The sequence below is a fragment of the Streptomyces sp. Ag109_O5-10 genome, from assembly GCF_900105755.1.
GTDB lineage: Bacteria > Actinomycetota > Actinomycetes > Streptomycetales > Streptomycetaceae > Streptomyces.
The window spans coordinates 4,586,903-4,609,933 of sequence record NZ_FNTQ01000001.1 but is presented as its reverse complement, the minus strand read 5'-3'; the positions used below and the strand labels follow the sequence as shown (position 1 = coordinate 4,609,933).

Annotated in this window: 15 protein-coding genes; 7 read left to right on the top strand and 8 right to left on the bottom strand. The window is 69.6% G+C overall.

The window, feature by feature from the left end; all coding sequences use genetic code 11:
* Window positions 1-113 precede the first annotated feature (113 nt).
* On the top strand, window positions 114-1,925 hold the full coding sequence (locus BLW82_RS21055) for a thioredoxin-like domain-containing protein (protein WP_093500691.1): 1,812 nt from the start codon (window positions 114-116) through the stop codon (window positions 1,923-1,925).
* 318 nt (window positions 1,926-2,243) lie between these two features.
* Here the strand turns inward: BLW82_RS21055 and BLW82_RS21050 are convergent, their stop codons facing one another.
* The 3 genes from BLW82_RS21050 to BLW82_RS21040 all read right to left on the bottom strand — a co-directional run bounded on the left by BLW82_RS21050 (window position 2,244) and on the right by BLW82_RS21040 (window position 5,781).
* Window positions 2,244-2,495, bottom strand: a complete 252-nt coding sequence (locus tag BLW82_RS21050) for a DUF6458 family protein (RefSeq protein ID WP_093500689.1) — start codon at window positions 2,493-2,495, stop codon at window positions 2,244-2,246.
* A gap of 77 nt (window positions 2,496-2,572) precedes the next feature.
* Window positions 2,573-3,871: a M18 family aminopeptidase gene (locus tag BLW82_RS21045; RefSeq protein WP_093500687.1), complete on the bottom strand. Its 1,299-nt coding sequence runs from the start codon at window positions 3,869-3,871 to the stop codon at window positions 2,573-2,575.
* 83 nt (window positions 3,872-3,954) lie between these two features.
* Window positions 3,955-5,781: an acyl-CoA dehydrogenase gene (locus BLW82_RS21040; protein ID WP_093500685.1), complete on the bottom strand. Its 1,827-nt coding sequence runs from the start codon at window positions 5,779-5,781 to the stop codon at window positions 3,955-3,957.
* Between the two features lie 175 nt (window positions 5,782-5,956).
* Between BLW82_RS21040 and BLW82_RS21035 the strand changes: the two genes are divergently transcribed.
* The 4 genes from BLW82_RS21035 (at window position 5,957) to BLW82_RS21020 (ending at window position 11,395) form a co-directional block, all read left to right on the top strand.
* Window positions 5,957-6,439, top strand: a complete 483-nt coding sequence (locus BLW82_RS21035) for an SseB family protein (protein WP_093500683.1) — start codon at window positions 5,957-5,959, stop codon at window positions 6,437-6,439.
* Window positions 6,440-6,738: 299 nt separating this feature from the next.
* Window positions 6,739-8,694, top strand: coding sequence for a YncE family protein (locus BLW82_RS21030; RefSeq protein WP_093500681.1), 1,956 nt, complete (start codon window positions 6,739-6,741; stop codon window positions 8,692-8,694).
* A 113-nt stretch (window positions 8,695-8,807) separates the two neighbouring features.
* Complete coding sequence (locus tag BLW82_RS21025) at window positions 8,808-9,785, top strand: pirin family protein (protein ID WP_093500679.1); 978 nt, start codon at window positions 8,808-8,810, stop codon at window positions 9,783-9,785.
* Between the two features lie 578 nt (window positions 9,786-10,363).
* Window positions 10,364-11,395, top strand: coding sequence for an AI-2E family transporter (locus BLW82_RS21020; protein WP_093500677.1), 1,032 nt, complete (start codon window positions 10,364-10,366; stop codon window positions 11,393-11,395).
* Window positions 11,396-11,422: 27 nt separating this feature from the next.
* Here the strand turns inward: BLW82_RS21020 and BLW82_RS21015 are convergent, their stop codons facing one another.
* Entirely contained in the window at window positions 11,423-13,534 is a 2,112-nt protein-coding gene (locus tag BLW82_RS21015; protein ID WP_093500675.1) for a SpoIIE family protein phosphatase, read from the bottom strand.
* A gap of 183 nt (window positions 13,535-13,717) precedes the next feature.
* On the opposite strand from BLW82_RS21015, the gene aspS reads away from it, so the two are divergent.
* Entirely contained in the window at window positions 13,718-15,481 is a 1,764-nt protein-coding gene (aspS, locus tag BLW82_RS21010) for an aspartate--tRNA ligase (protein ID WP_093508178.1), read from the top strand.
* A gap of 70 nt (window positions 15,482-15,551) precedes the next feature.
* Here the strand turns inward: aspS and BLW82_RS21005 are convergent, their stop codons facing one another.
* On the bottom strand, window positions 15,552-17,783 hold the full coding sequence (locus BLW82_RS21005; protein WP_256215900.1) for a protein kinase domain-containing protein: 2,232 nt from the start codon (window positions 17,781-17,783) through the stop codon (window positions 15,552-15,554).
* Between the two features lie 346 nt (window positions 17,784-18,129).
* Here BLW82_RS21005 and BLW82_RS21000 point away from each other — a divergent pair, with 346 nt between their 5' ends.
* Window positions 18,130-18,582, top strand: a complete 453-nt coding sequence (locus BLW82_RS21000) for a peptidase associated/transthyretin-like domain-containing protein (RefSeq protein WP_371131368.1) — start codon at window positions 18,130-18,132, stop codon at window positions 18,580-18,582.
* Window positions 18,583-18,672: 90 nt separating this feature from the next.
* Here the strand turns inward: BLW82_RS21000 and BLW82_RS20995 are convergent, their stop codons facing one another.
* The 3 genes from BLW82_RS20995 to BLW82_RS20985 form a co-directional block, all read right to left on the bottom strand.
* Window positions 18,673-19,149, bottom strand: a complete 477-nt coding sequence (locus BLW82_RS20995; protein WP_093508177.1) for a hypothetical protein — start codon at window positions 19,147-19,149, stop codon at window positions 18,673-18,675.
* Between the two features lie 260 nt (window positions 19,150-19,409).
* Window positions 19,410-21,128 (bottom strand): methionine--tRNA ligase, encoded by a 1,719-nt coding sequence (gene metG, locus BLW82_RS20990; protein ID WP_093500672.1) that lies wholly within the window; start codon window positions 21,126-21,128, stop codon window positions 19,410-19,412.
* Window positions 21,129-21,262: 134 nt separating this feature from the next.
* Complete coding sequence (locus BLW82_RS20985) at window positions 21,263-22,768, bottom strand: VWA domain-containing protein (RefSeq protein WP_093500670.1); 1,506 nt, start codon at window positions 22,766-22,768, stop codon at window positions 21,263-21,265.
* Between the last annotated feature and the right edge of the window lie 263 nt (window positions 22,769-23,031).

The window sequence follows — 23,031 nt, the reverse complement described above, 5'->3', positions numbered from 1 at the left end:
CCAGGGCGCCCGACCGCGGGCGTCGGTTCGTTCCCGCGAGGCGGCTCCTGCTCGTCCGGCTGGTCGACATCGGTGGGGAATAGCGCCACGCGCGCGTGTGGTTGGTTTGAACCATGGCAAAACGCGTACGCGTCCGCGCCCCCGAGCTGGTCGGCAAGGGCGGCTGGCTGAACACAGGCGACAAGCAGTACACCCTCGCTGACCTGCGAGGACGCATCGTCGTCCTGGACTTCTGGACCTTCTGCTGCATCAACTGCCTGCACGTCCTCGACGAGCTGCGGGAGCTGGAGGAGCGGCACCGGGACACCGTGGTGATCATCGGGGTGCACTCGCCCAAGTTCGTGCACGAGGCCGAGCACCAGGCGGTCGCCGACGCCGTGGAGCGGTACGGCGTGGAGCACCCGGTGCTGGACGACCCGGAGCTCGCCACCTGGAAGCAGTACGCGGTCCGGGCCTGGCCGACGCTGGTCGTGATCGACCCGGAGGGGTACGTCGTCGCCCAGCACGCCGGCGAGGGGCACGCGCACGCCATCGCGCGGCTGGTCGAGGAGCTGGAGGCGGAGCACGAGGCGAAGGGCACCCTGCGTCGCGGCGACGGCCCCTACGTGGCGCCGGAGCCCGAGCCGACCGCCCTGCGCTTCCCCGGCAAGGCCCTGCTGCTGCCCTCGGGGACCTTCCTGGTCAGCGACACCACCCGGCACCAGCTGGTGGAGCTGGCCGAGGACGCGGAGACCGTCCTGCGGCGGATCGGCTCGGGCACGCGCGGTTTCTCCGACGGCACGGCGGCCGACGCCTCCTTCAGCGAGCCGCAGGGCCTCGCACTCCTCGACGACGGCTCGGTGGTCGTCGCCGACACCGTCAACCACGCCCTGCGCCGCCTCGACCCGGTCACCGGTGAGGTGAGCACCCTCGCGGGCACCGGCCGCCAGTGGTGGCAGGGCTCCCCGACCTCCGGCCCGGCCCGCGAGATCGACCTGTCCTCCCCGTGGGACGTGGCGGTCTTCGGCGGCAAGGTGTGGATCGCCATGGCCGGCGTCCACCAGCTGTGGACGTACGATCCGGAGACCGGGACGGTCGCGGTCGCCGCCGGCACCACCAACGAGGGGCTGGTCGACGGGCCGGCCGCCGAGGCGTGGTTCGCGCAGCCGTCCGGCCTCGCGGCCACCGCCGACCGCCTCTGGCTCGCCGACTCCGAGACCAGCGCCCTGCGCTGGATCGACCCGGACGGGCACGTCCACACGGCCGTCGGCACCGGCCTCTTCGACTTCGGCCACCGGGACGGCGCCGCCGGGCAGGCACTCCTCCAGCACCCGCTGGGCGTCACGGCCCTGCCCGACGGCTCGGTCGCGGTCTCCGACACCTACAACCACGCGCTGCGCCGCTACGACCCGGCGACCGGCGAGGTCACCACTCTGGCGACGGACCTGCGGGAGCCGAGCGACGCGGTGCTGGCCGGCGACGAGATCGTGGTGGTCGAGTCGGCCCGCCACCGGCTGACCCGGCTGCGGCTCCCCGAGGAGGCGGTCCGGGTGGAGTCGGTCGCCCACCGCACCCGGCGCGCGGCGACCGAGGTGGCTCCGGGCAGGCTCCGGCTGGACGTGGTCTTCCAGGCCCCGGCGGGCCAGAAGCTGGACACGCGGTACGGCCCGTCGACCCGGCTGCTGGTCTCCTCGACCCCGCCGGAGCTGCTGCTCAAGGGCGAGGGCGCCGACACCGACCTGTCGAGAGAGCTGGACCTGAACCCGGCCGTACCGGAAGGCGTCCTGCATGTCTCGGCGATGGCCGCGTCCTGCGACGACGACGAGGCCAACGAATACCCGGCCTGCCATGTGCACCAGCAGGACTGGGGCGTGCCGGTGCGCGTCACGGAGGGCGGGGTGGACCGGCTTCCGCTGGTTCTCGCCGGGATGGATCAGCGCCCCTGAAGGAGCGCGGGGAACTGGGAACCGGCGTCGTCGGTGCAGTCGTCCGTGACGACGACGATCAGGCCGGGGCGCCGGGTCCGCTCCCCGAGGCCGTCGATCGCGGCGGAGATACGTTCCTGCCCGGTGGGGGCCGGGATCAGGACGGCGCGTCCTGGTCGGTACCCGCTGCCGTGAAGACCTCGGCGGGTCCGGAAGCCGCTCTTCCGGACCCGTCAGTGATCGAAAGTCTCCACGAGATCTGCACAATTCCGGTAGTCGAACGCGGTAACGGATTGCTCATGTCTGCCTGGAATGCCCCTCTGGGTGGCGCGGCGTCCGTTACACGCCATACCCGTCGCCATATCCGTCACGGTGGTGATGGTGCCGTTCCTCCTCGACCACGGTCGTCGTCGGCGGCACCATGACGCGCCGGCGGTTTGCGATGCTGCTGAACGTGGCGACGCCGATGATGCCGACGGCCATCAGGATCAGGCCGACGACGTCGAGGTTGACGCCGTTCATGTGCCAGTCGGTCGCGAACGTGAGGATGGCCCCCACGGCGATGAGGATGATGCACCCGCCGAGCCCCATGAGCGTTGCCTTCCCTTCAGGTTCGGTGGTGGTTCCGGTCCACTCCGAGTACCCAGGGACGGGCGGGCCATGTCCAACTAGCCCTCCAGGAACGCCACCAGCGCGTTCGCCAGCAGGAACGGGTCGTCGGCGCCGCACAGTTCGCGGGCGCTGTGCATGGAGAGGATCGCCGCGCCGATGTCGACGGTCCGGATGCCGTGCCGGGCCGCGGTGATCGGGCCGATCGTGGTGCCGCAGGGCATCGAGTTGTTCGAGACGAAGGTCTGGAACGGAACCCCGGCCTTCTCGCAGGCGGCGGCGAACACCGCCCGGCCCGAACCGTCCGTGGCATAGCGGTTGTTGACGTTGACCTTGAGGATCGGGCCGCCGTTGAGACGGGGGTGGTGGGTCGGGTCGTGCCGCTCCGCGTAGTTGGGGTGGACGGCGTGACCGGTGTCGGAGGAGAGGCAGACGCTGCCCGCGAAGGCTCTCGCCCGGTCCTCGAACGACCCGCCGCGCGCCAGCACCGAGCGCTCCATCACGCTCCCGAGCAGCGGGCCGTCCGCGCCGGTGTCGGACTGGGAGCCGGTCTCCTCGTGGTCGAAGGCGGCGAGGACGGGAATGCAGGGCAGGTCGGCGCCGCCCGTCGCCACGGCCGCCAGCGCCGCCGTACCGGCGTGCACGGAGAGCAGGTTGTCCATCCGGGGGCCGGCCATCAGGTCCTGGTCGCGGCCCAGGTAGGCGGGCGGTTCGACGGTGTAGGTCATCAGGTCCCAGCCGGTGACCGAGCCGGCCGGCAGGCCCGACTCCTGCTCCAGGAAGGCGATCAGGTCGCCGTCACGGACGTCGTCGCCGAGGCCCCAGATCGGCTGGAGGTGGCGCTGCTTGTCGAGCTTGAGACCCTCGCTGCTGACCGAACGGTCGAGGTGGATGGCGAGTTGGGGCACCCGCAGCAGCGGCCGGTTCACGTCGACGAGGCGGGTGGAGCCGTCGCGCAGGCTGAGCCGGCCGGCCAGGCCCAGGTCCCGGTCGAGCCAGGAGTTCATGAGCGGCCCGCCGTAGATCTCCACGGCGACCTGGCGGAAGCCGTGCGCCCCGGTGTCCGGGCGGGGCTTCACGCGCAGGTTGGGGGAGTCGGTGTGGGCGCCGACGATCCGGAACGGCGTGTGGGGCGCGGCGCCCTCCGGGACGTACCAGGCGATGATCGCGCCGCCGCGCAGCACGAACTTGCCACCGGCAGTGCCGTCCCAGGCGTCCGTCTCGGCGACCTGCCGGAAACCGGCCTTCTCCAGCCGTGCGGCGGCGCTCGCCACGGCGTGGTACGGCGTGGGGCCGGCCGCGAGGAAGGACATCAGGTCGTCGGTGTGGCCGCGATCGAAGCGGGAGGGTTCGCTCATGTGCTTCACCTTAACGACGTACGGTGGCCCGCTCCCCCGGAGAGGGAGCGGGCCACCGCGGCGGACCGGGTCGGCCGGGAGGGTCAGAAAGCGGCCTCGTCCAGCTCCATCAGGTCGAGGTCGACGTCGGCCGCGACCTTGCGGGCCAGGGTGACGCCGGGCAGCACGTTGGCCGCGAAGAACTTCGCCGCCGCGATCTTGCCGGTGTAGAAGGGCTTGTCCTTGCCGGACGCCGTCTCCAGCTTCTCGGCGGCCACGGCCGCGCCCTTGAGCAGCAGGTAGCCGACGATCACGTCGCCCGAGGCGAGCAGCAGGCGGGTGGCGTTGAGGCCCACCTTGTAGATGTTCCTGACGTCCTGCTCGGTGGCCGCGAGGTCGGTCAGCATCAGGCCGACGATCGCCTCCAGCTCGACGGCGGCCTTCGCGAGGTGCTCGCGGGCGCTCGCCAGCTCCTCGCCGCCGGTGCCCAGCGCCAGGAACTTCTTGATGTCCTCGGCGAGGGAGTTCAGCGCCGCGCCCTGGTTGCGGACGATCTTCCGGAAGAAGAAGTCCTGGCCCTGGATGGCGGTGGTGCCCTCGTACAGGGTGTCGATCTTGGCGTCGCGGATGTACTGCTCGATCGGGTACTCCTGCAGGAAGCCGGAGCCGCCGAAGGTCTGCAGCGACTGGGCGAGCTGCTCGTAGCCCTTCTCGGAGCCGTAGCCCTTGACGATCGGCAGCAGCAGGTCGTTGAGCGCGTGCTCGGCCTGCGGGTCCTCGCCGTTCGCCTCCTTGACCATGATCGCGTCCTGGATCGACGCGGTGTAGAGGACCAGGGCGCGCATGCCCTCGGCGTACGCCTTCTGCGTCATCAGCGAGCGTCGGACGTCGGGGTGGTGGGTGATGGTGACCTTGGGCGCGGTCTTGTCCATGAAGTTCGCGAGGTCCGGGCCCTGGACGCGCTCCTTGGCGTACTCCAGCGCGTTCAGGTAACCGGTCGACAGCGTCGAGATGGCCTTCGTGCCGACCATCATGCGGGCGAACTCGATGATCCGGAACATCTGGCGGATGCCCTCGTGCTTGTCGCCGATCAGCCAGCCCTTGGCCGGGTGGCGGTCGCCGAAGGTCATCTCACAGGTGTTGGAGGCCTTCAGGCCCATCTTGTGCTCGACGTTCGTCGCGTAGACGCCGTTGCGCTCGCCCAGCTCGCCGGTCTCGAAGTCGAACAGGTACTTCGGGACGAGGAAGAGGGACAGGCCCTTGGTGCCGGGGCCGGCGCCCTCGGGACGGGCGAGGACGTAGTGGAGGATGTTCTCCTCCATGTCGTGCTCACCCGAGGTGATGAAGCGCTTCACGCCCTCGATGTGCCAGGAGCCGTCCTCCTGCTGGACCGCCTTGGTACGGCCGGCGCCGACGTCCGAACCCGCGTCGGGCTCGGTGAGCACCATGGTCGAACCCCAGGTGCGGTCCACGGCGATCTGCGCCCACTTCTTCTGCTCCTCGGTGCCCTCCTCGAAGAGGATGCGGGCGAACGCCGGGCCGGAGGAGTACATCCACACGGCCGGGTTGGCGCCGAGGACCAGCTCCGCGTACGACCAGATCAGCGACGGGGGAGCGGTCGTGCCGCCGATCTCCTCCGGCAGGCCGAGGCGCCAGTACTCGGAGTCCATGAAGGCCTTGTAGCTCTTCTTGAAGGAGGCCGGGACCGGGGCGGTGTTCGTCTCCGGGTCGAAGACCGGGGGGTTGCGGTCGGCGTCGGCGAAAGACTCCGCCAGCTCGTTCTCGGCGAGCCGGGTCAGCTCCTCCAGGACGCTCTTCGCGGTGTCGGTGTCCATCTCGGCGAACGGGCCGGTGCCGTACAGCTTGTCGCGCCCGAGCACTTCGAACAGGTTGAATTCGATGTCGCGGAGGTTGGACTTGTAGTGCCCCATGGTGACGGCTCCGTATCCGGATCGGCGAGGCACTGAATCCTCGCGCAAGCTTTCACATACCAACGAGTAGCTCCGATGATGCTACCCGTCGGTAATAAGACGCAACCCCGTCGGGTGAAGTGTGAGAAGGGTCTACCTTCCCGCGGATGCCGCGTGTCTCGGTAGGCTTGCGCGCATGTATGGATACGGCCAGCCCATGGACGGTGGGGCCGCGCAGCAGCAGTACGCCCAGCCGCAGCAGCAGATGCCGGGCGGACTCGGCGGCTACGGCCAGCAGGCGCCGCTCTATCCGGAGCCGTCCCCGCCGTCCCTCGCGGACGCGGTCCGTGCCTTCACCACCGGTCAGGTGACCGCGGAGGACTTCCAGCAGGTCTTCGCCACGTCCAAGGTGTACTGCCCGCGCGGCGACAACCCCGGGTTCCTGGCCCTGCACAACACCCAGCAGCCGGTGATCCCGATGTTCACCTCGCTGAAGGAACTGCGCCGGTACGCGGGCAAGGAGTCCAAGTACTTCGTGATCACCGGCGCGGAGGTGATCGACCTCCTTCCGACCGGCTACGGCTTCGTCCTGGACATGGAGGGCGAGCACCGGATGGTCTTCGACGCCAAGGCGGTCGAGCAGATGGTGGAGTTCGCGATGCGGCGGATGTACGGCTGACTCCGTCGGGGGCGCCGAGATGCGCAGCCGGGTCGTGTGCTGACCGCGGCGCCGGCGTGGCTGGTCGCGCAGTTCCTCCCCCGGCCTTCGGCCGGGGTCACCCCAGCGCCCCTTGCGAGGCGCTTTCCTTCTGCCCTGTGAAAACTCGGCCCCTGTTTGTCACAGCCATGCCATAGGCTGCCTCCAGGCAGCCGCGCCCCGTGTGCAACCGCTCTTGTGCGGTCGTGTCCGGGCGCCGCGCGGCGCTCTCATCCGCCCGGCGAACCCGGGTTCTCACTGGGGGTTTCATCACTGTGCGCATGCGCAGCACTTCGGCCGCGACGGCGCTCGCGGTCGTCTTCAGCTCGGCGGCGCTGAGCGTCGTGGCGGCGGGGACCGCCTCGGCGGCCGGCACCACCGTCACCAACATCGGCGGGTTCGTCGTGGACGGCCCGCTCCAGCGGGTGTTCGTCGGCGACGCGGCCAACGGCCGGATCCTCGCCTCCGACTACAACGGCACCCTCGTCGACTCGAACGCCGGCCTGGGCAGCGTCAGCGACCTGGTCCTGTCGGACGACGGCAGCACCCTGTACGCGGCCCTGCCCAACACCCACCAGATCCTCGCCCTCGACCCGGCCACGCTGGACGTCAGGACGACGTACAGCATCCCGACCGACACCGGCCCCCGCCACCTGGCCTTCACCGGCGGCAAGGCGTGGTTCTCGTACGGCGACCAGTGGGACGGCGACATCGGCTCCATCGACCCGTCGGTGGACCCGGCGGGCGGGACCGACCCGGTGGCGATGACGCAGTTCCCGACCGAGGGCACCTCCGTCGGCCTCTGGGGCCCGGCACTGCTGGACACCGACCCGAACCGGCCGGGCGTCCTGGCCGTCGGTCAGACCGGCGGCGACTCCACCGACTCCATGGCCATCCTCGACGTGTCGGACGGCGCCCCCAAGGCCACCGCCTGGTACTTCGGCGACTACACCCTGAACAGCGGCATCGGGGACATCGACCTCGTCCCCGGCGCCGACCAGGTGCTCGTCAACGGCACCGACCGGGACGCGTGGGTGGACGGCACGTTCAGCAAGGCCGGCTCGTACCCCGGAGCGTGGGGCGCCGACATCGCGCCGAACGGACTGGTCGCCCAGTTCAACGCCGGCAAGGTCGCGGTCTACCGGCCCGACGCCACCAAGCCACTGCGCACCTACTCCGCCGGCACCACCGACTACGCCGCCGGAAACCTGCGCTGGGCGCCGGACTCCTCGCGGATCTTCGCGCTGGTGCCGAACGGCACCAGCTTCACGCTCAAGGTCCTGACCCAGCCGACGCTCAACGTGCCGACGCTCACGGTCAACGCCCCGAGCTCGGCGCCCCGCGCCAAGAAGCTCACCGTCACCGGGAAGCTCTCGGCGACGGTCCCGCTGCCCGCCGGCGTCAAGCTCTCCGTGACCCGTACCGACATCGAGAGCCCCAGCGGGAAGGCGCTCGCCGCCGTCACCGTCAAGGCGGACGGCACGTACTCCTTCGCCGACACCCCGCCGGCCGGTGGCACGGTCACCTACAAGGTGACCTACGCGGGCGACGCCGGTCACACCGGGGCCACCGCCTCGGACAAGGTCGCGGTCTCGCGCGCGGGCACGAGCCTGAGCCTGAACAACAACGGCAAGCTGTACAACTACGGCGCCGACGTGAAGTTCACCGCGCACCTGGGGACGACGTACAAGAACCGCTCGGTCAAGATCTACGCGGACCCCTTCGGCGGTGACAAGGGCAAGAAGCTGATCAAGAGCGGCAAGGTGGACTCCCACGGGAACCTCACCGCCTTGGTGGACATGACCCGGGACACGGCCGTCTCCGCGGTCTTCGACGGCGACGCCCGCTACGCGCCCAAGACCGTGAAGTCCACGGCGTACGCGCGGGTCAAGATCTCCACCTCGCTCTCCAGGTACTACAAGACGGCGAAGATCGGTTCGACGTCGTACCGCTGGTTCCACAAGAACACCAGCCCGGTGTTCAACACGACCATGACCTACTACCCGGGCCGTGAGCACCGCGTGGACCTGGAGGTCTACTACCAGGGGAAGTGGTACCAGACGGACTCCGAGTACTTCAGGCTCGGCACGAACGGCAAGACGGCCGTGCAGCTCGACGCCCCCGGCGAGTCCGGCATCCGGGCGCGGATGCGGTCGGTGTACGTCAACGGGTCGTCCGGCGACACCGTGAACTCCACGACCTACGGTGCGTGGAACTACCTCTACTTCAGCAACTGATCCACCGATCGGGGAACGACCGGGCCCGGAGGGAATGTCCTCCGGGCCTTCTCCGTTAGGGGTGGCAGAAAGTTCAACGCTCAACTAAAGTGGGCGCACAAGGAGGAGCCAACATGCCTGCAGTGACTGTCGAGAACCCGCTCACCCTGCCTCGGGTGGCCGCACCGGCCGACGCCGTGGCCCGTCCCGTGCTCGCCGTCACGACCGCGCCGAGCGGTTTCGAGGGCGAGGGTTTCCCGGTGCGCCGGGCGTTCGCGGGGATCAACTACCGCCACCTCGACCCGTTCATCATGATGGACCAGATGGGTGAGGTGGAGTACGCGCCGGGCGAGCCCAAGGGCACCCCCTGGCACCCGCACCGCGGTTTCGAGACCGTCACCTACATCATCGACGGCATCTTCGACCACCAGGACAGCCAAGGTGGCGGCGGCACCATCACCAACGGCGACACCCAGTGGATGACGGCCGGCTCCGGCCTCCTCCACATCGAGGCCCCGCCGGAGTCCCTCGTCGTGTCCGGCGGGCTCTTCCACGGCCTCCAGCTGTGGGTGAACCTCCCCGCCAAGGACAAGATGATGGCGCCGAGGTACCAGGACATCCGCGGCGGCCAGGTGCAGCTGCTGACCACCCCCGACGGCGGTGCGCTGCTGCGCGTCATCGCGGGCGAGCTGGACGGCCACGCCGGTCCCGGCATCACCCACACCCCGATCACGATGATCCACGCGACCGTCGCCCCGGGCGCCGAGGTCACGCTGCCCTGGCGCGAGGACTTCAACGGCCTCGCGTACGTGCTGGCCGGCAAGGGCTCGGTGGGCGCCGAGCGCCGCCCGATCCACCTCGGCCAGACCGCCGTCTTCGGCGCGGGCTCCTCCCTGACCGTCCGCGCGGACGCGAAGCAGGACTCGCACACGCCGGACCTGGAGGTCGTGCTGCTCGGCGGCGAGCCGATCCGCGAGCCGATGGCCCACTACGGCCCGTTCGTCATGAACACCAAGGACGAGCTCATGCAGGCCTTCGAGGACTTCCAGAAGGGCCGCCTGGGCACGATCCCGGCGGTACACGGGATGACCGAGACGGGCCCGCAAGCGTAAGCAACGAAGCCCCCCGGGAGGCCTGCCGCCACCAGGCGCCAGGCCTCCCGCCTCTGACCCCGCCCTCTCACCACCCGAGCCACCGCGGCCCTTTCCTTTCGGCCGCGCCTCTTCATCGCCCGAGCCGCCGCGGTCCTTTGCTTTCGGCCGCGTGTCTTCGTCGCCTGAGTCGCCGCGGTGCTTTGCTTTCGGCCGCGCCTCTTCATCGCCCGAGCCACCGCGGCCCTTTCCTTTCGGCCGCGGGTCTTCGTCGCCTGAGTCGCCGCGGTGCTTTGCTTTCGGTCGCGGGTCTTCGTCGCCTGAGTCGCTGCGGTGCTTTGCTTTCGACCGCGCCTCTTCGTCGCCGGAGTCACCCGGGTCCTTTGCTTTCGGTCGTGCGTCTTCATCGCCCGAGTCGCCCCCGTCCTTCCTTCTCTTTTCGACCTCGCGTCCTCATCGACCGAGTCGGGTGGTGGGTGGGCGAAGGTCTCCGGGGGTCCAGGGGGCGGAGCCCCTTGGTACGGCGGCCCAAGGCACGTTCACCCGGCGGGGGGTGTACGGCGGGGCATCCACCGGCCCCGCATGGTCCGCTAGGACTCGTGCAGCTGTTGCCCGAGCCCGTGCGCCGTTTCGCCGCGTGGTGTGCCGTGCTGCTGCTGGCCGCAGGGGTCGGCTACGTCGGCATCCGGCTCTGCTCCGAGTTCCGCACCGCGGTGACCCCGGTCCTGCTCGCCCTGCTCGGCACCGCCCTGCTCGGCCCGCTGTACCGGCGGCTCGTGCAGGTCGGCGTGCCCCGCTCCCTCGCCGCCGGACTCACCTGCGTCGCGGTCGTCGCCGTCGCCGGCGGTGCCGTGTACATCGTCGCCGCGGCCCTCGTCGACACCGGCGACCAGATCGTCGCCTCCCTCAAACAGGCCGCGAAGTCCCTCGCCCAGCACTTCGGCGCCGCCGGGACCTCGGTCGGCGACCTGGCCGGCAGCGCCAGAAACCTGCTCGCCAAGTTCGGCGGCACCGCCGCCTCCAACGTCATCAGCGGGGTCAGCGTGGTCGGCGAGGGCATCGCCATGGCCGTCCTGGCGCTGCTCCTCGTCTTCTTCTTCCTGCGCGACTCGGACCGGGTCGTCGGCACGATCAGGGCCGTCTCACCCGGCGCCAGCGCCGACATGGTCGAGGCCATGGCCCGCAGAGCCTTCGAGGGCATCGAGGGGTTCATGCGCGGCACCACCGTCATCGCCTTTATCGACGCCGTCTGCATCACCGTCGGCCTGCTGGTCCTGCGCGTACCGGGAGCCGTCGGGCTCGGCGCCCTCGTCCTCGTCGGCGCCTACATCCCCTACCTCGGCGCCTTCATCTCCGGCGCCGTCGCCGTCCTGGTCGCCCTCGCCGACCGCGGCTTCGTCATCGCGCTGTGGGCGCTGGGCGTCGTACTCGCCGTGCAGGTACTGGAGGGGCACGTGCTGCAGCCCGTGATCCAGAGCCGGACCGTGCAGATGCATCCGGCGGTGGTGATGGTGACGATCACGGCCGGAGCCTCCGTCGCCGGGATCCTGGGCATGCTGCTGGCCGTACCGCTCACCGCGGCCGCCTTCGGGGTCGTCCACGAACTGCACGCCCGCTACGCCGCCGGCTAGGCCGCGGCCGGCCAGGGCACGCCCCCGCTACGACGTGCCGCCCTCGTACAGCTCGAACCAGATGCTCTTGCCCTGCCCGCGCGGGTCGACGCCCCAGGCGTCCGCCAGGATCTCTGTCAGGACCAGGCCACGGCCGGAGGAGGCCAGTTCGCCGGGGCGCCGCTTGTGCGGGAGGTCGTCGCCGGCGTCCGTGACCTCGACCCGCAGTCGCCGTTCGGGGGCCTGGCCGGACACCTCGGCGAGCAGCAGCGCGTCCGCGTCGGTGTGGACGAGGACGTTCGTGAGCATCTCGGAGACCAGGAGCACCGCGGAGTCGATCTGGTCGGGCGAGTCCCAGTCGTGCAGCAGCTCGCGCACGTGCTGGCGGGCCTCGGCGACCCGCTCGGGCTCGTCCTGGGCCACCGACAGCAGGGTGCGGCGGACCCGCGGCCGTAGGGCCAGCGGGTCGTCGCCGCGGCCGGTGCCCGCCCGGGACAGCAGCAGGACCGCTATGTCGTCCTCGCGGCGGTCGGCCAGCGGCCCGGTGGTGTGGTGCGAGGAGGGCCCGTGCACGGCCTGGACCAGACTGTCGGCCAGTTTCTCCAGGTCGCCGTCGCCGTGCTCCTCCATGATCGCCCGGATCCGCTGCCAGCCGCTCTCCATGTCGTGGCCGCCGGTCTCGATCAGCCCGTCGGTGCAGATCATCATGGTCTCGCCGGGTTCGAGGGCGAACCGTGTCGTCGGATAGTCGGCGTCCGGGTCGATGCCGAGCGGCAGCCCGCCCGCCGTCGGTCGCCGCAGCACCGTGCCGTCGGCCATCCGGATCGCCGGGTCGAGATGGCCCGCACGGGCGATCTCCAGCACCCCGGTCACCGGATCCGCCTCGACGTACAGGCAGGTCGCGAAGCGCAGGTCGGCGTCGTCCTCGGCGTACGTGATCCCGTGCAGAAAACGGGAGGCCCGGGAGAGCACCGCGTCCGGGCGGTGGCCCTCGGAGGCGTAGGCGCGCAGCGCGATCCGCAGCTGGCCCATCAGGCCCGCGGCCCGTACGTCGTGGCCCTGGACGTCGCCGATGACCAGGGCGTGCCGGCCGGACGGCAGCGGGATCATGTCGTACCAGTCGCCGCCTACCTGGAGCCCGCCGCCGGTCGGTATGTAGCGGGCGGCCGTGTCCATGCCGGGTATCTCGGGGCCCAGCGTCGGCAGCATGGAGCGCTGCAGGCCGTCCGTCAGCTCCCGCTCGGAGTCGGCGATGCCGGCCCGGGACAGGGCCTGCGCCAGCATCCGGGCCACCGTGGTGAGCACGGACCGCTCGTCGGGGGTGAAGGACACCTGATAGGTGAAGCCCGCCATCCAGGCGCCCATGGTCCGCCCGGCCACCGTCAGCGGCAGGAAGGCCCAGGACTGCCGGCCGAAGCGCTCGGCCAGCGGCCAGGTCACCGGGTAGCGGGACCTGTACTGCTCGGCGGAGGAGATGTAGACGGCCCGGCCGGTCCGGGCCACCTCCGCCGCCGGGTAGTCGGTGTCCAGCGGCATGCTGCTGAAGGGGCTGTCCTCGTCGATCTGCTGGCCGTGGTGGCCGATCATCATCAGCCGGTCGCCCTTGATCCCGAAGACGACCAGCCCGTCCGGGGAGAACCCGGGCATCGACAGGCCCGCGGCGACCCGCAGCACCTCCTCCGTGGACCGTGCCTCGGCCAGCGCCCGGCCCGCGTCCAGCAGGAACGCCTCCCGGGAGCGCCGCCAGTCGCCGGTGACCGGATGCTGCACGGCGGTGCCGGGGGACGGTTCGGAGACCTCCTGAATGGTGCCGGTCACCCGGTACACGCGCTCCTCGGTGTCGTACACCGGTCGGAAACGGCTGCGTACGGTCCGGATCAGCCGGCCCTGCTCGTCCATGACCCGCAGCCGGACCTCCCCGAGGGTGCCCTCGACCGCGGCCAGCCGGGTGATGCTGGTGTTCTCGTTCCAGTCGACGGGGTGGAAACGCGACCGGACCAGGGCCTCCGACAGGACGGACGGTTCGGCAGGCAGCCCGATCAACCGGGCCGCCTCCGCGTCCGCGGTGACCAGCCCGGTGGCGGTGTCCCAGTGCCACAGCCCGGTCGCGAGGGCGGCGAGGACGTCCTCCACGGCGGGCAGGGGCTCGCCAGTTCGCATTGCCCCACTTTAAGAAGATGAGATCGCGGAGTGCCACTGTTTCAGGGCCGCATTAATGGTGGGGAGCCGATCTTTGGGTGCCCGGTACCCTTGATGGGTCCGGGCCCTGTGCCCGTCCCGGTCGAGGAGAGCACCTCGAGCACCTCGGCAGACCACGAAGACGAAGAAGAGGAACACCCGACGATGCATCGGTACAGGTCCCACACCTGCGGCCAGCTCCGCGCCTCTGACGTCGGCACCGACGTCCGGCTGAGTGGCTGGCTGCACAATCGGCGCGACCTGGGCGGCATCCTCTTCATCGATCTGCGCGACCACTACGGCATCACGCAGCTCGTCGCCCGCCCGGGCACCGCCGCTTACGAGGCCCTGGACAAGCTCTCCAAGGAGTCCACGGTCCGCGTCGACGGCCGCGTTGTTTCACGTGGAACCGAGAACATCAACGCCGACCTGCCCACCGGTGAGGTCGAGGTCGAGGTCGGCGAGGTCGAGCTGCTCGGCGCGGCCGCCCCGCTGCCCTTCACGATCAACACCGAGGACGGGGTCAACGAGGAGCGGCGCCTGGAGTACCGCTTCCTGGACCTGCGCCGCGAGCGCATGCACCGCAACATCATGCTGCGCACGGCCGTGATCTCCGCCATCCGCCACAAGATGGTCGCCCTCGGCTTCAACGAGATGGCCACCCCGATCCTCACCGCGACCTCCCCCGAGGGCGCCCGTGACTTCGTGGTCCCCTCCCGCCTGCACCCGGGCAAGTTCTACGCGCTGCCGCAGGCCCCGCAGCAGTTCAAGCAGCTGCTGATGATCTCCGGCTTCGACCGCTACTTCCAGATCGCGCCCTGCTTCCGCGACGAGGACGCCCGCGCCGACCGCTCGCCCGGCGAGTTCTACCAGCTCGACGTCGAGATGAGCTTCGTCGAGCAGGAGGACGTCTTCCGGCCCATCGAGCGGCTCATGACCGAGCTCTTCGAGGAGTTCGGCAACGGCCGCCACGTCACCTCGCCCTTCCCGCGGATCCCGTTCCGCGAGGCGATGCTGAAGTACGGCTCCGACAAGCCGGACCTCCGCGCCCAGCTGGAGCTCGTCGACATCACCGACATCTTCGAGGGCTCGGAGTTCAAGGCCTTCGCCGGCAAGCACGTGCGCGCGCTGCCGGTCCCGGCGGTCCAGGACCAGCCCCGCAAGTTCTTCGACCAGCTCGGCGACTACGCGGTCTCGCAGGGCGCCAAGGGCCTGGCCTGGGTCCGCGTCGGCGAGGACGGCTCGCTGACCGGCCCGATCGCCAAGTTCCTCACCGAGGACAACGTCGCCGAGCTCACCAAGCGTCTCCAGCTGGCCGCCGGGCACGCCGTCTTCTTCGGCGCGGGCGAGTTCGACGAGGTCTCCAAGATCATGGGCGCGGTCCGGGTCGAGGCGGCCAAGCGCTCCGGGCACTTCGAGGAGAACGTCTTCCGGTTCTGCTGGATCGTCGACTTCCCGATGTTCGAGAAGGACGAGGAGACCGGGAAGATCGACTTCTCGCACAACCCGTTCTCCATGCCCCAGGGCGGCATGGAGGCCCTGGAGACCCAGGACCCGCTGGACATCCTCGCCTGGCAGTACGACATCGTCTGCAACGGCGTCGAGCTGTCCTCCGGTGCCATCCGGAACCACGAGCCCGACATCATGCTCAAGGCCTTCGGCATCGCGGGCTACGACGAGGAGACCGTCGAGCGCGAGTTCGCCGGCATGCTCCGCGCGTTCCGCTTCGGCGCCCCCCCGCACGGCGGCATCGCCCCGGGCGTCGACCGCATCGTGATGCTCCTCGCCGACGAGCCCAACATCCGCGAGACCATCGCCTTCCCGCTCAACGGCAACGCCCAGGACCTGATGATGGGCGCCCCGACCGAGCTGGAGGAGAGCCGCCTGCGCGAGCTGCACCTCTCCATCCGGAAGCCGCAGCCGAAGTAAGGCACCTCAACGAGGCGGGCCGGTGCCCCGGGGACCAGTACGGTCCCCGGGGCACCGGCCTGTCGGTGTATCACCACTGCTCGATACCGGCGACCGCCTTCGCGATGACGTCCGCCACCCAGGCCACGCCGGCCACGTCCAGCGTGACGTCGTCGACGGAGAGGTACACCTGGTAGGCGCCCTTGTTGCCGGCGTGTCGCCGAACTCCGGGAAGCCTTGCGACGATCTTGTCCAGACGGATGTTGATGGACTCGCGGGCGGAGCGTCCGGACTTCAGCGACGGCACCGGGAGCTTGTCGGTGACGGAGCACTCCAGCTCCAGGGACGCCTCTCCCTTGCTGCTGACGTTTTTGAATCGCACCACGATCTCCACCTGGCCCGACCGGCTGTTCATCCGGCACTCGCCCTCGGTGGCGGAGTAGTTGTTGAGCCCCGCGTACAGCTGGCCGACCCGGCGGCAGAAATCCTCCTCCATGATCTTGTCGGTGCCGCTGGCGACCTGGATGACGGACTCCGCGTGGCGCAGCTCGCTCACGAAGTCCACCACGGTCTGCGGCCGCTCGCTCGGCTGCTTCGAGGTGGAGGACCGGTACAGCTCGATGAGGGTCTTGGCGGCCCGGTCGTCCACCCAACTGCCGAGGTCGTGCGTCAGGATCTCCAGATTCTTGGCGAAGTTCTCACCGCTGGGGTCCCGTCCCGTGATGACGAAGAACATCAGCTGAGCGAGACTGAAGACGTCCACCGTCTCGCTCCGGGCCGTCCTTGCGTTGGGCTCGAACAACTGCTCAGGAGCGGCATAGTTGATCACGCCGCCGACGCCGATGTTCGTCGTGACCGTCCGGTTCGTCTCGTGGTAGGCGAGATCGAAGTCGGTCAGGTAAGGGACGAGCCGGCCCCGGTCGCTGTAGGCGGCGATGATGTTCTCGGGTTTTATGTCCCGGTGCCTGACCTGTTGTGAATGTGCATGCTGCACGGTCTCACAGATGTCGATCATCAACTGGAGGACGGATTCCGGATCGTTGCGGTCGATGTACGCCTTTCTCAGATTGTCCCCGGCGATGGAATCCATGAGGAACCCGTAAGGAGCGGCCAGCATTTCATGGACGCGCACGATGTACGGATGCTCCAGCTTCCGCATGTTGTTGTAGCCGTTCGCGAAGCGACGGACCTTGACCTCGTCGTCCAGCTCATTGCCGTGAAAGATCTTCATGGCATAGCGCGCTCCGCCGTCGTCCTCCAGCTCCCATACGTGGCCGTACCCACCGTGCCCGAGGTGACGGACGACCCGGCCGAAGCGAGTCAGCTCACCGACGCTGATGTCGGCGAGGTTCTTCCGGAACTCCCGCACCCGGGCGACCAGGTTCGTCCAGTCAGCGTGCCGCTTTAGGTCCGGGAGCGCCTTCTCGGTCTCCTCGAACCAGTGCACGACCGGCTCCAGCTTGATGGAGCACTTCCTGGCGCCCTGCTGCAGCCGGACGTTGCGCTCGGACAGCTCGGTGAGCTGGAGGTAGTGGTACTGGTCGACAAGGTGGTGCGCCTTGGCGAGGTTCTGGGCCAGCTCGCTCTTGTCGATGGGCGGCCCTTCGCGCCTGTCGAAGCCCGAGCCGAGTACCACTGTGCCGGCGATGTCGCCCTTGAAGACGGGGGTCTGCAACTCCGTCGAGAGACTGGCGCTGATGTGCTCGAAGACACCGAGCAACGTGACCTCGCCGTTCCAGTTCACGGCGTCGCCGAGCAGCGCGCTCGTCAGGGCGTCGGTGAAGACACCGTGCCCGCGCCGCTCCTCCGCCGACTCCTCGGGGCGGCAGGCGGCAAGGATGCAGCGGCTCTCGTTCACCGTGGGGACCTCGCGCTCGATGTCCCCCGCCTGGAGCGGCCTGCTGTTCGACCAGCTGTAGGCGGAGCCCGAGTGGCAGCAGTCGAGAATGGTGACCACGTGGTCGAAGTTACGGCTGGCCGATTCCATGATCTGTGCCAGTTGGCTCAGCGATATGCCGGGATCGAACCTCTCGGCGTCGTGAGTGACCAGATGTCCCGCCTGGCCCAGCACCTGCCCGTGGCCGGCGAAGTAGAAGACGAGCGTGCCGCCTTCCTCTTCCCCGTAGGCCAGTTCGTGCAGGTTCCGCAGGATGCTGCTGCGGGTGGCCTGACCGTTCAACAACAACTTGCTGTCGAAGTCGTACTGTTCAAGAGACAGGCAATCTGCCACGTCCTTGGCGTCGTTCACGCACCCGAATAACGGCGCGCCCGGGTAACTGTCAATGCCTACGATCACTGCCCTGTTCAAAGGCCCCCCACGCATATGAGCATCTGACAACATTGTCATTGCTCAACTGATCAGATGGCGCGACATCCTAGCCCGGATATGACCGCGGGGCGGCTTGAAAGCAGCGTTTGTTGCCAGACTTTCGCTCGCGCCTCCTGATTCACAGCTCTCTCCGATGTTCGCACCGGGCCGGACTTGTCTACGGTCTCTGACCATGACAGACACCCCCACCCCCACAGACGCTCAATCCCCGGAAAAGAGCGGAAAGTCGGCCCGCCGGACGGACCTGGCGGCGGGCAGCGTGGCCGTCACCGCGGTGGTGCCGGCACCGAGGCCTCGCCCTCAGTCTCGGAAGACGCCTGCTACACGCTGACCTCCGAGCTTGTCGAGGGCCGGCCCTCCGCCCGGCGGTGGCGGCGGCCACCAGGAGCCGACCGACGACACGCGCTACCTGCGCGGCACCTGGCACACGGACCGGAACGGGCAGGTCGCCTTCAGGACCGTCCTCCCCGGCTGGTACCAGGGCCGGTGCGTCCACATCCACGTCAAGTCGCAAGTGGACGGCGAGTGGACGGACGCCGGCTACGAAGGCGGCCACACCTGCCACACCGGTCAGCTCTTCTTCGACGAGAAGCCGGTCCTGCTGTCGGCCGCCGTGGAACCGTACGCGAGCAACACCACCACCCGCACCACCCTCGACGAGGACACCATCTATCCGGGCAACGGCCACGCGGGCGGCCTGCTCCACCTCGGCTACGACCGCCACCACATCGCCCGCGGTGTCCGCGCCCACCTGACCCTGGGCGTCGAACCGGACGAGACGAACAACGGCTGACACCGGCGGGGCACGAGTGAGACCGCCCTCGCCGGCGTCGGAGCGGGGCGGTCCCAGGGGCGGCCGGCAGCAGGACCTGCCCGCACGGTGTCAGGTGTCGTACCGGCCGTCCCAGGGCTCGCCGAAGCCCAGGTGGTCCGGGTAGAGCTCGGCCCATCCGCCGTCCTCGTCGTCCTTCGCTACCAGGCCGAAGAACACGCCGTCCATCCTGAGCTGGAACGGGCGTATCGCGATGTCCGTGTACGTCCGCCTCGGCAGGCTGCGCAGCATGCCCGCCAGGTGGGCGCGGGCCCGCGTCAGCACGGAGTCGGCGCCGTCCGGATCGAGCTGCTGCTCGGCCCAGCTGCCCGCGCACCAGATCTGCGAGTCGCGGTAGGTGCCCTCGGCGTCGAAGAGATGCAGCACCGAGTAGAGCCGTTTCCGCTCCTCCCAGCCCTCGTCGAGCCGGAACCCCTCGGGGAACGCGTAGGTGACCGACGCCAGGAACTGCCCGCCGGTGTAATGACCGATGGCCTCGGTACGGCCATGGGGCTCGTAGGCGATCGGGATGAGATCTGGGATTGCCATGGCGAAACCATACGGATGCGTGGTGGACATGCGGCTGTCGGGGCGTCCGGGAACGGCTGCCCCGGTCAACTTTCGCCGCTCACTTCCGGGATGGGCACCACACCGCAGAAAAATTCACGGCAACCGTTTCGATCTCCACAACCACGGAGGACTGAAGCCCGCCCCGGCGGGCCGCCCCAGCACTTCGGACGTACGGCGCGGCCCCGGGCCGGCGGGAGGGGTGCTCCTGCCGGCCCTTCGGGGTGGGGCGGGGCGTGGGGTTACGCGGTGGGCTCGCCGCCGAAGCGGGTCTTGTACGTCTCCAGGTCCTCGTCCGTGAGCTTCGCGAACAGGACCGGGGGGACGGTGAAGGGGGTGCCGGCCGAGACGGCGGTCAGTGCCTTCGCCTCGTCGGCGGTGACCCAGGTCGCGGTGTCGTCGGCGAGGGCGAACGCCTCGCGCATCGTCTTCGCCGTCGCCGGGATGAAGGGCTCCGAGACCACCGCGTAGAGGTGGATCAGGTTCATCGCGGTGCGCAGGGTCAGGGCCGCGCCGTCCTTGTCGGTCTTGATCTCCAGCCAGGGGGCCTTCTCCTCCAGGTAGGAGTTGCCGGCCGACCACAGGGCGCGCAGGGCCGCGGCGGCCTTGCGGAACTGGAGGGACTCCATGTGGGACTCGTACTCGGCGAGCAGCGCGGCGATCTCATCGCCGAGCTTCGCCTCCGCCTCGCCCGGGGTGCCGCCGGCCGGGACGTCGTCGCCGAAGCGCTTCCTCGAGAACGACAGGACGCGGTTGACGAAGTTGCCGAGGGTGTCGGCCAGGTCCTTGTTCACCGTCGCCGTGAAGTGCTCCCAGGTGAAGGACGAGTCGTCCGACTCGGGGGCGTTGGCGATGAGGAAGTAGCGCCAGTAGTCGGCGGGGAGGATGTCCAGGGCCTGGTCGGTGAAGACGCCGCGCTTCTGCGAGGTGGAGAACTTGCCGCCGTAGTACGTCAGCCAGTTGAAGGCCTTGACGTAGTCGACCTTCTTCCACGGCTCGCGGACGCCGAGCTCGGTGGCCGGGAACATCACCGTGTGGAAGGGGACGTTGTCCTTCGCCATGAACTCCGTGTAGCGGACGTCGGTGTCGACGTCGTACCACCAGGACTTCCAGTCGCGGTTCTCCGGGTCCTGGTCGGCCCACTCCTTCGTCGCGCCGATGTACTCGATCGGGGCGTCGAACCAGACGTAGAAGACCTTGCCCTCGGCCGCCAGCTCCGGCCAGGTGTCGGCCGGGACCGGCACGCCCCAGTCCAGGTCGCGGGTGATCGCGCGGTCGTGCAGGCCCTCGGTCAGCCACTTGTGGGCGATCGAGGAGGCCAGCTGCGGCCAGTCCTTGTCGTGCTTCGAGACCCACTCGCGGACCTCGTTCTCCAGCTTGGACTGGAGGAGGAAGAGGTGCTTGGTCTCGCGGATCTCCAGGTCGGTGGAGCCGGAGATGGCCGAGCGCGGGTTGATCAGGTCGGTCGGGTCCAGGACGCGGGTGCAGTTCTCGCACTGGTCGCCGCGGGCCTTGTCGTAGCCGCAGTGCGGGCAGGTGCCCTCGACGTAGCGGTCCGGGAGGAAACGGCCGTCGACCGGGGAGTACACCTGGCGGATCGACCGCTCCTCGATGAAGCCGTTCTCGTTCAGGCGGCGGGCGAAGTGCTGGGTGATCTCGCGGTTCTCGGGGGAGGAACTCCGGCCGAAGTAGTCGAACGCGAGTGCGAAGCCGTCGTAGACCGCCTTCTGCGCGTCGTGCGCCTGGGCGCAGAACTCGTCCACCGGGAGGCCCTGCTCCTTCGCGGCGAGCTCGGCGGGGGTGCCGTGCTCGTCCGTGGCGCAGATGTACAGGACGTCGTGGCCGCGCTGGCGGAGGTACCGGGAGTACACGTCCGCCGGGAGCATGGACCCCACCATGTTGCCCAGGTGCTTGATCCCGTTGATGTACGGAAGGGCGCTGGTGATGAGGTGTCGAGCCATCGGGGGCTGCTCCCAGGTCGGTCTGTTGCTGCTATTGCGAACCTTGAAATCGTAGCCGACATGTGTATGCCGCCCGCTTCCCGTTTTATTGGGTGAGAAGCGGGCGGCACAGGGGTGGGCGCTGCGGGCGGTGCTTACGGGCGCCAGTCGATCAGGATGCCGTCGTAGAGCTCCGCGTCCGTGAGCTCCAGAGGGGTCGGGCCCGCGTGGAAGAAGGCCGTGTTGTCGGTCTTCAGCTTGCGGAGGTAGTCGAAGGCCTTGTTCTCGTGCTCGCCGAACGCGACGAAGGAGAAGAAGACCGAGGGGTGGGACTTCGCGGCGTCCGTGAGGGCCTGGGTGGCGGGGGTCTTCGCGTCCGGGGCGCCGTCGGTCTGGAAGACGACGAGGGCGGGGGCGCCGTCCTTGCCGGCGTCCTTGCCGTGGTGCTTGTCGTAGTGCGCGAGTACGGCTTCGACGGCCGCGTGGTAGCTGGTACGGCCCATGCGGCCGAGGCCGGCGTGCGCCTCGTCGATCGCGTTCTCGGGGGAGGCGGGGGTGAGGTCGGTGGTGCCGTCGACCTCGGTGGAGAAGAAGACGACGTGGACGGAGGGGGTCTCGCCGTCCGGGGTGAGGCGGGTGGCGAGGGCGAGGGTCTGGTCGGCGAGGGCCGCGGCGGAGCCGTCCTTGTAGTAGCCGCGCATGCTCGCGGAGCGGTCGAGGACGAGGTAGGTGGCGGCGTGGGTGCCGGTGAGGTTGGCCTTGGCGAGGGAGGTCGTTGCGGCGTCGCCGGGGGCTGTGGCGGCGTCGCCGGGGGCTGTGGCGGCGTCGCCGGGGGCCGTGGCCTCGGCTTCGCCTTCGGCCGTCGTGTTCCCGCCCGCACCACCCGTGACGGTTTCGTCGTCGGGTGCGGGTGGCCCCTGCGGGGCGGACTCGCCGTCGGCGGCTGCGGCGGGCTCCGGGGTGGCCGTCTCGGCCGGTGCCTCGACCGGTTCGGCGGTGGGGGACGGGGTGGCTTCGGCCACCGGTTCGGAAGCGGGTTCCGGGACGGTCTCGGCGAGCGGCTCGGCGAGCGGTTCCGGCTCGGATTCGGTGTCGTCCGGCTTCGCGACCGGCTCGGCCTCCGGCTCGGCCACCGGCTCCGGCTCGGCCACCGCCTCGGCCACCGGCTCCGGCTCGGCCACCGGCTCCGGCTCGGCCTCGGCCTCCGGTTCCGGGGTCGTGTCGGCCACCGGCTCGGTCGTGGGCTCCGGGGCCGGGGCTGCCTCCTTGGTCGCCTCCGGGGCGGTCTCCGTGGGCGGCTCCGTCGGCTCCGCCTGTTCCTCCGGTGCCGCCGGTTCCACCACGACCTCGGCCTCGATCTTGATCACCGGGTCCGCGGCGGGCGTCGCCTCGGCCGTGGGCTCGGGCTTGAGGTCCACCTCTGGTTCGATCAGGCGGGTTGCCTGCTTCGGGACCGTGACGTTGTCGAAGGCGGCCGAGACCAGATCGTGTTCGTCTGTCGTCGCCGGGCGGGGCTCCGGGACCGCCGCCGGTGCTTCCGGCGCCTGCGTCGGCGCTTGCTGCTTCGACTGCGAAGGGAGCTGGTCCGCACCCTCTGCCTCGGCAGGGCGCGGCTTTCGCGACCTGCCGAATGCGTTCCGCAGGAGAGTGAGAATGCCCATGTGCGCAACCCTTCGCGTGAGTTGATACCCGTCAATCGCTGGCCAGGACGGACACGTAAGGTTAGCGGCCCCAGGTTGCGATCTTGGGGAGGGTCGATGACTCCTGTCGGGCGTACGGCGTTGAGTCCCAGCCCGGCACCCGGCCCCCCTCGGGTGTGGTCGGTTCATCTCCCGTTCGTGCGGCGGCTGTTCGTGCGCACGGCCGCCCCCCTTGCGTCAATCCTGCGCCAAGAATTCGTAGGCGAAATGTAAAGTTCGCAAGC

Excerpts from the sequence above, each read along its gene's own strand:
- BLW82_RS21055 (WP_093500691.1), top strand. The coding sequence starts at position 114 with ATGGCAAAACGCGTACGCGTCCGCGCCCCCGAGCTGGTCGGCAAGGGC.
- BLW82_RS21040 (WP_093500685.1), bottom strand. The coding sequence starts at position 5,781 with ATGGGGCACTACAAGTCCAACCTCCGCGACATCGAATTCAACCTGTTC.
- BLW82_RS21045 (WP_093500687.1), bottom strand. The coding sequence starts at position 3,871 with ATGAGCGAACCCTCCCGCTTCGATCGCGGCCACACCGACGACCTGATG.
- BLW82_RS21015 (WP_093500675.1), bottom strand. The coding sequence starts at position 13,534 with ATGCGAACTGGCGAGCCCCTGCCCGCCGTGGAGGACGTCCTCGCCGCC.
- BLW82_RS21030 (WP_093500681.1), top strand. The coding sequence starts at position 6,739 with ATGCGCAGCACTTCGGCCGCGACGGCGCTCGCGGTCGTCTTCAGCTCG.
- BLW82_RS21005 (WP_256215900.1), bottom strand. The coding sequence starts at position 17,783 with ATGCGTGGGGGGCCTTTGAACAGGGCAGTGATCGTAGGCATTGACAGT.
- BLW82_RS20995 (WP_093508177.1), bottom strand. The coding sequence starts at position 19,149 with ATGGCAATCCCAGATCTCATCCCGATCGCCTACGAGCCCCATGGCCGT.
- aspS (WP_093508178.1), top strand. The coding sequence starts at position 13,718 with ATGCATCGGTACAGGTCCCACACCTGCGGCCAGCTCCGCGCCTCTGAC.
- BLW82_RS21025 (WP_093500679.1), top strand. The coding sequence starts at position 8,808 with ATGCCTGCAGTGACTGTCGAGAACCCGCTCACCCTGCCTCGGGTGGCC.
- BLW82_RS20985 (WP_093500670.1), bottom strand. The coding sequence starts at position 22,768 with ATGGGCATTCTCACTCTCCTGCGGAACGCATTCGGCAGGTCGCGAAAG.
- BLW82_RS21050 (WP_093500689.1), bottom strand. The coding sequence starts at position 2,495 with ATGGGGCTCGGCGGGTGCATCATCCTCATCGCCGTGGGGGCCATCCTC.
- BLW82_RS21035 (WP_093500683.1), top strand. The coding sequence starts at position 5,957 with ATGTATGGATACGGCCAGCCCATGGACGGTGGGGCCGCGCAGCAGCAG.
- metG (WP_093500672.1), bottom strand. The coding sequence starts at position 21,128 with ATGGCTCGACACCTCATCACCAGCGCCCTTCCGTACATCAACGGGATC.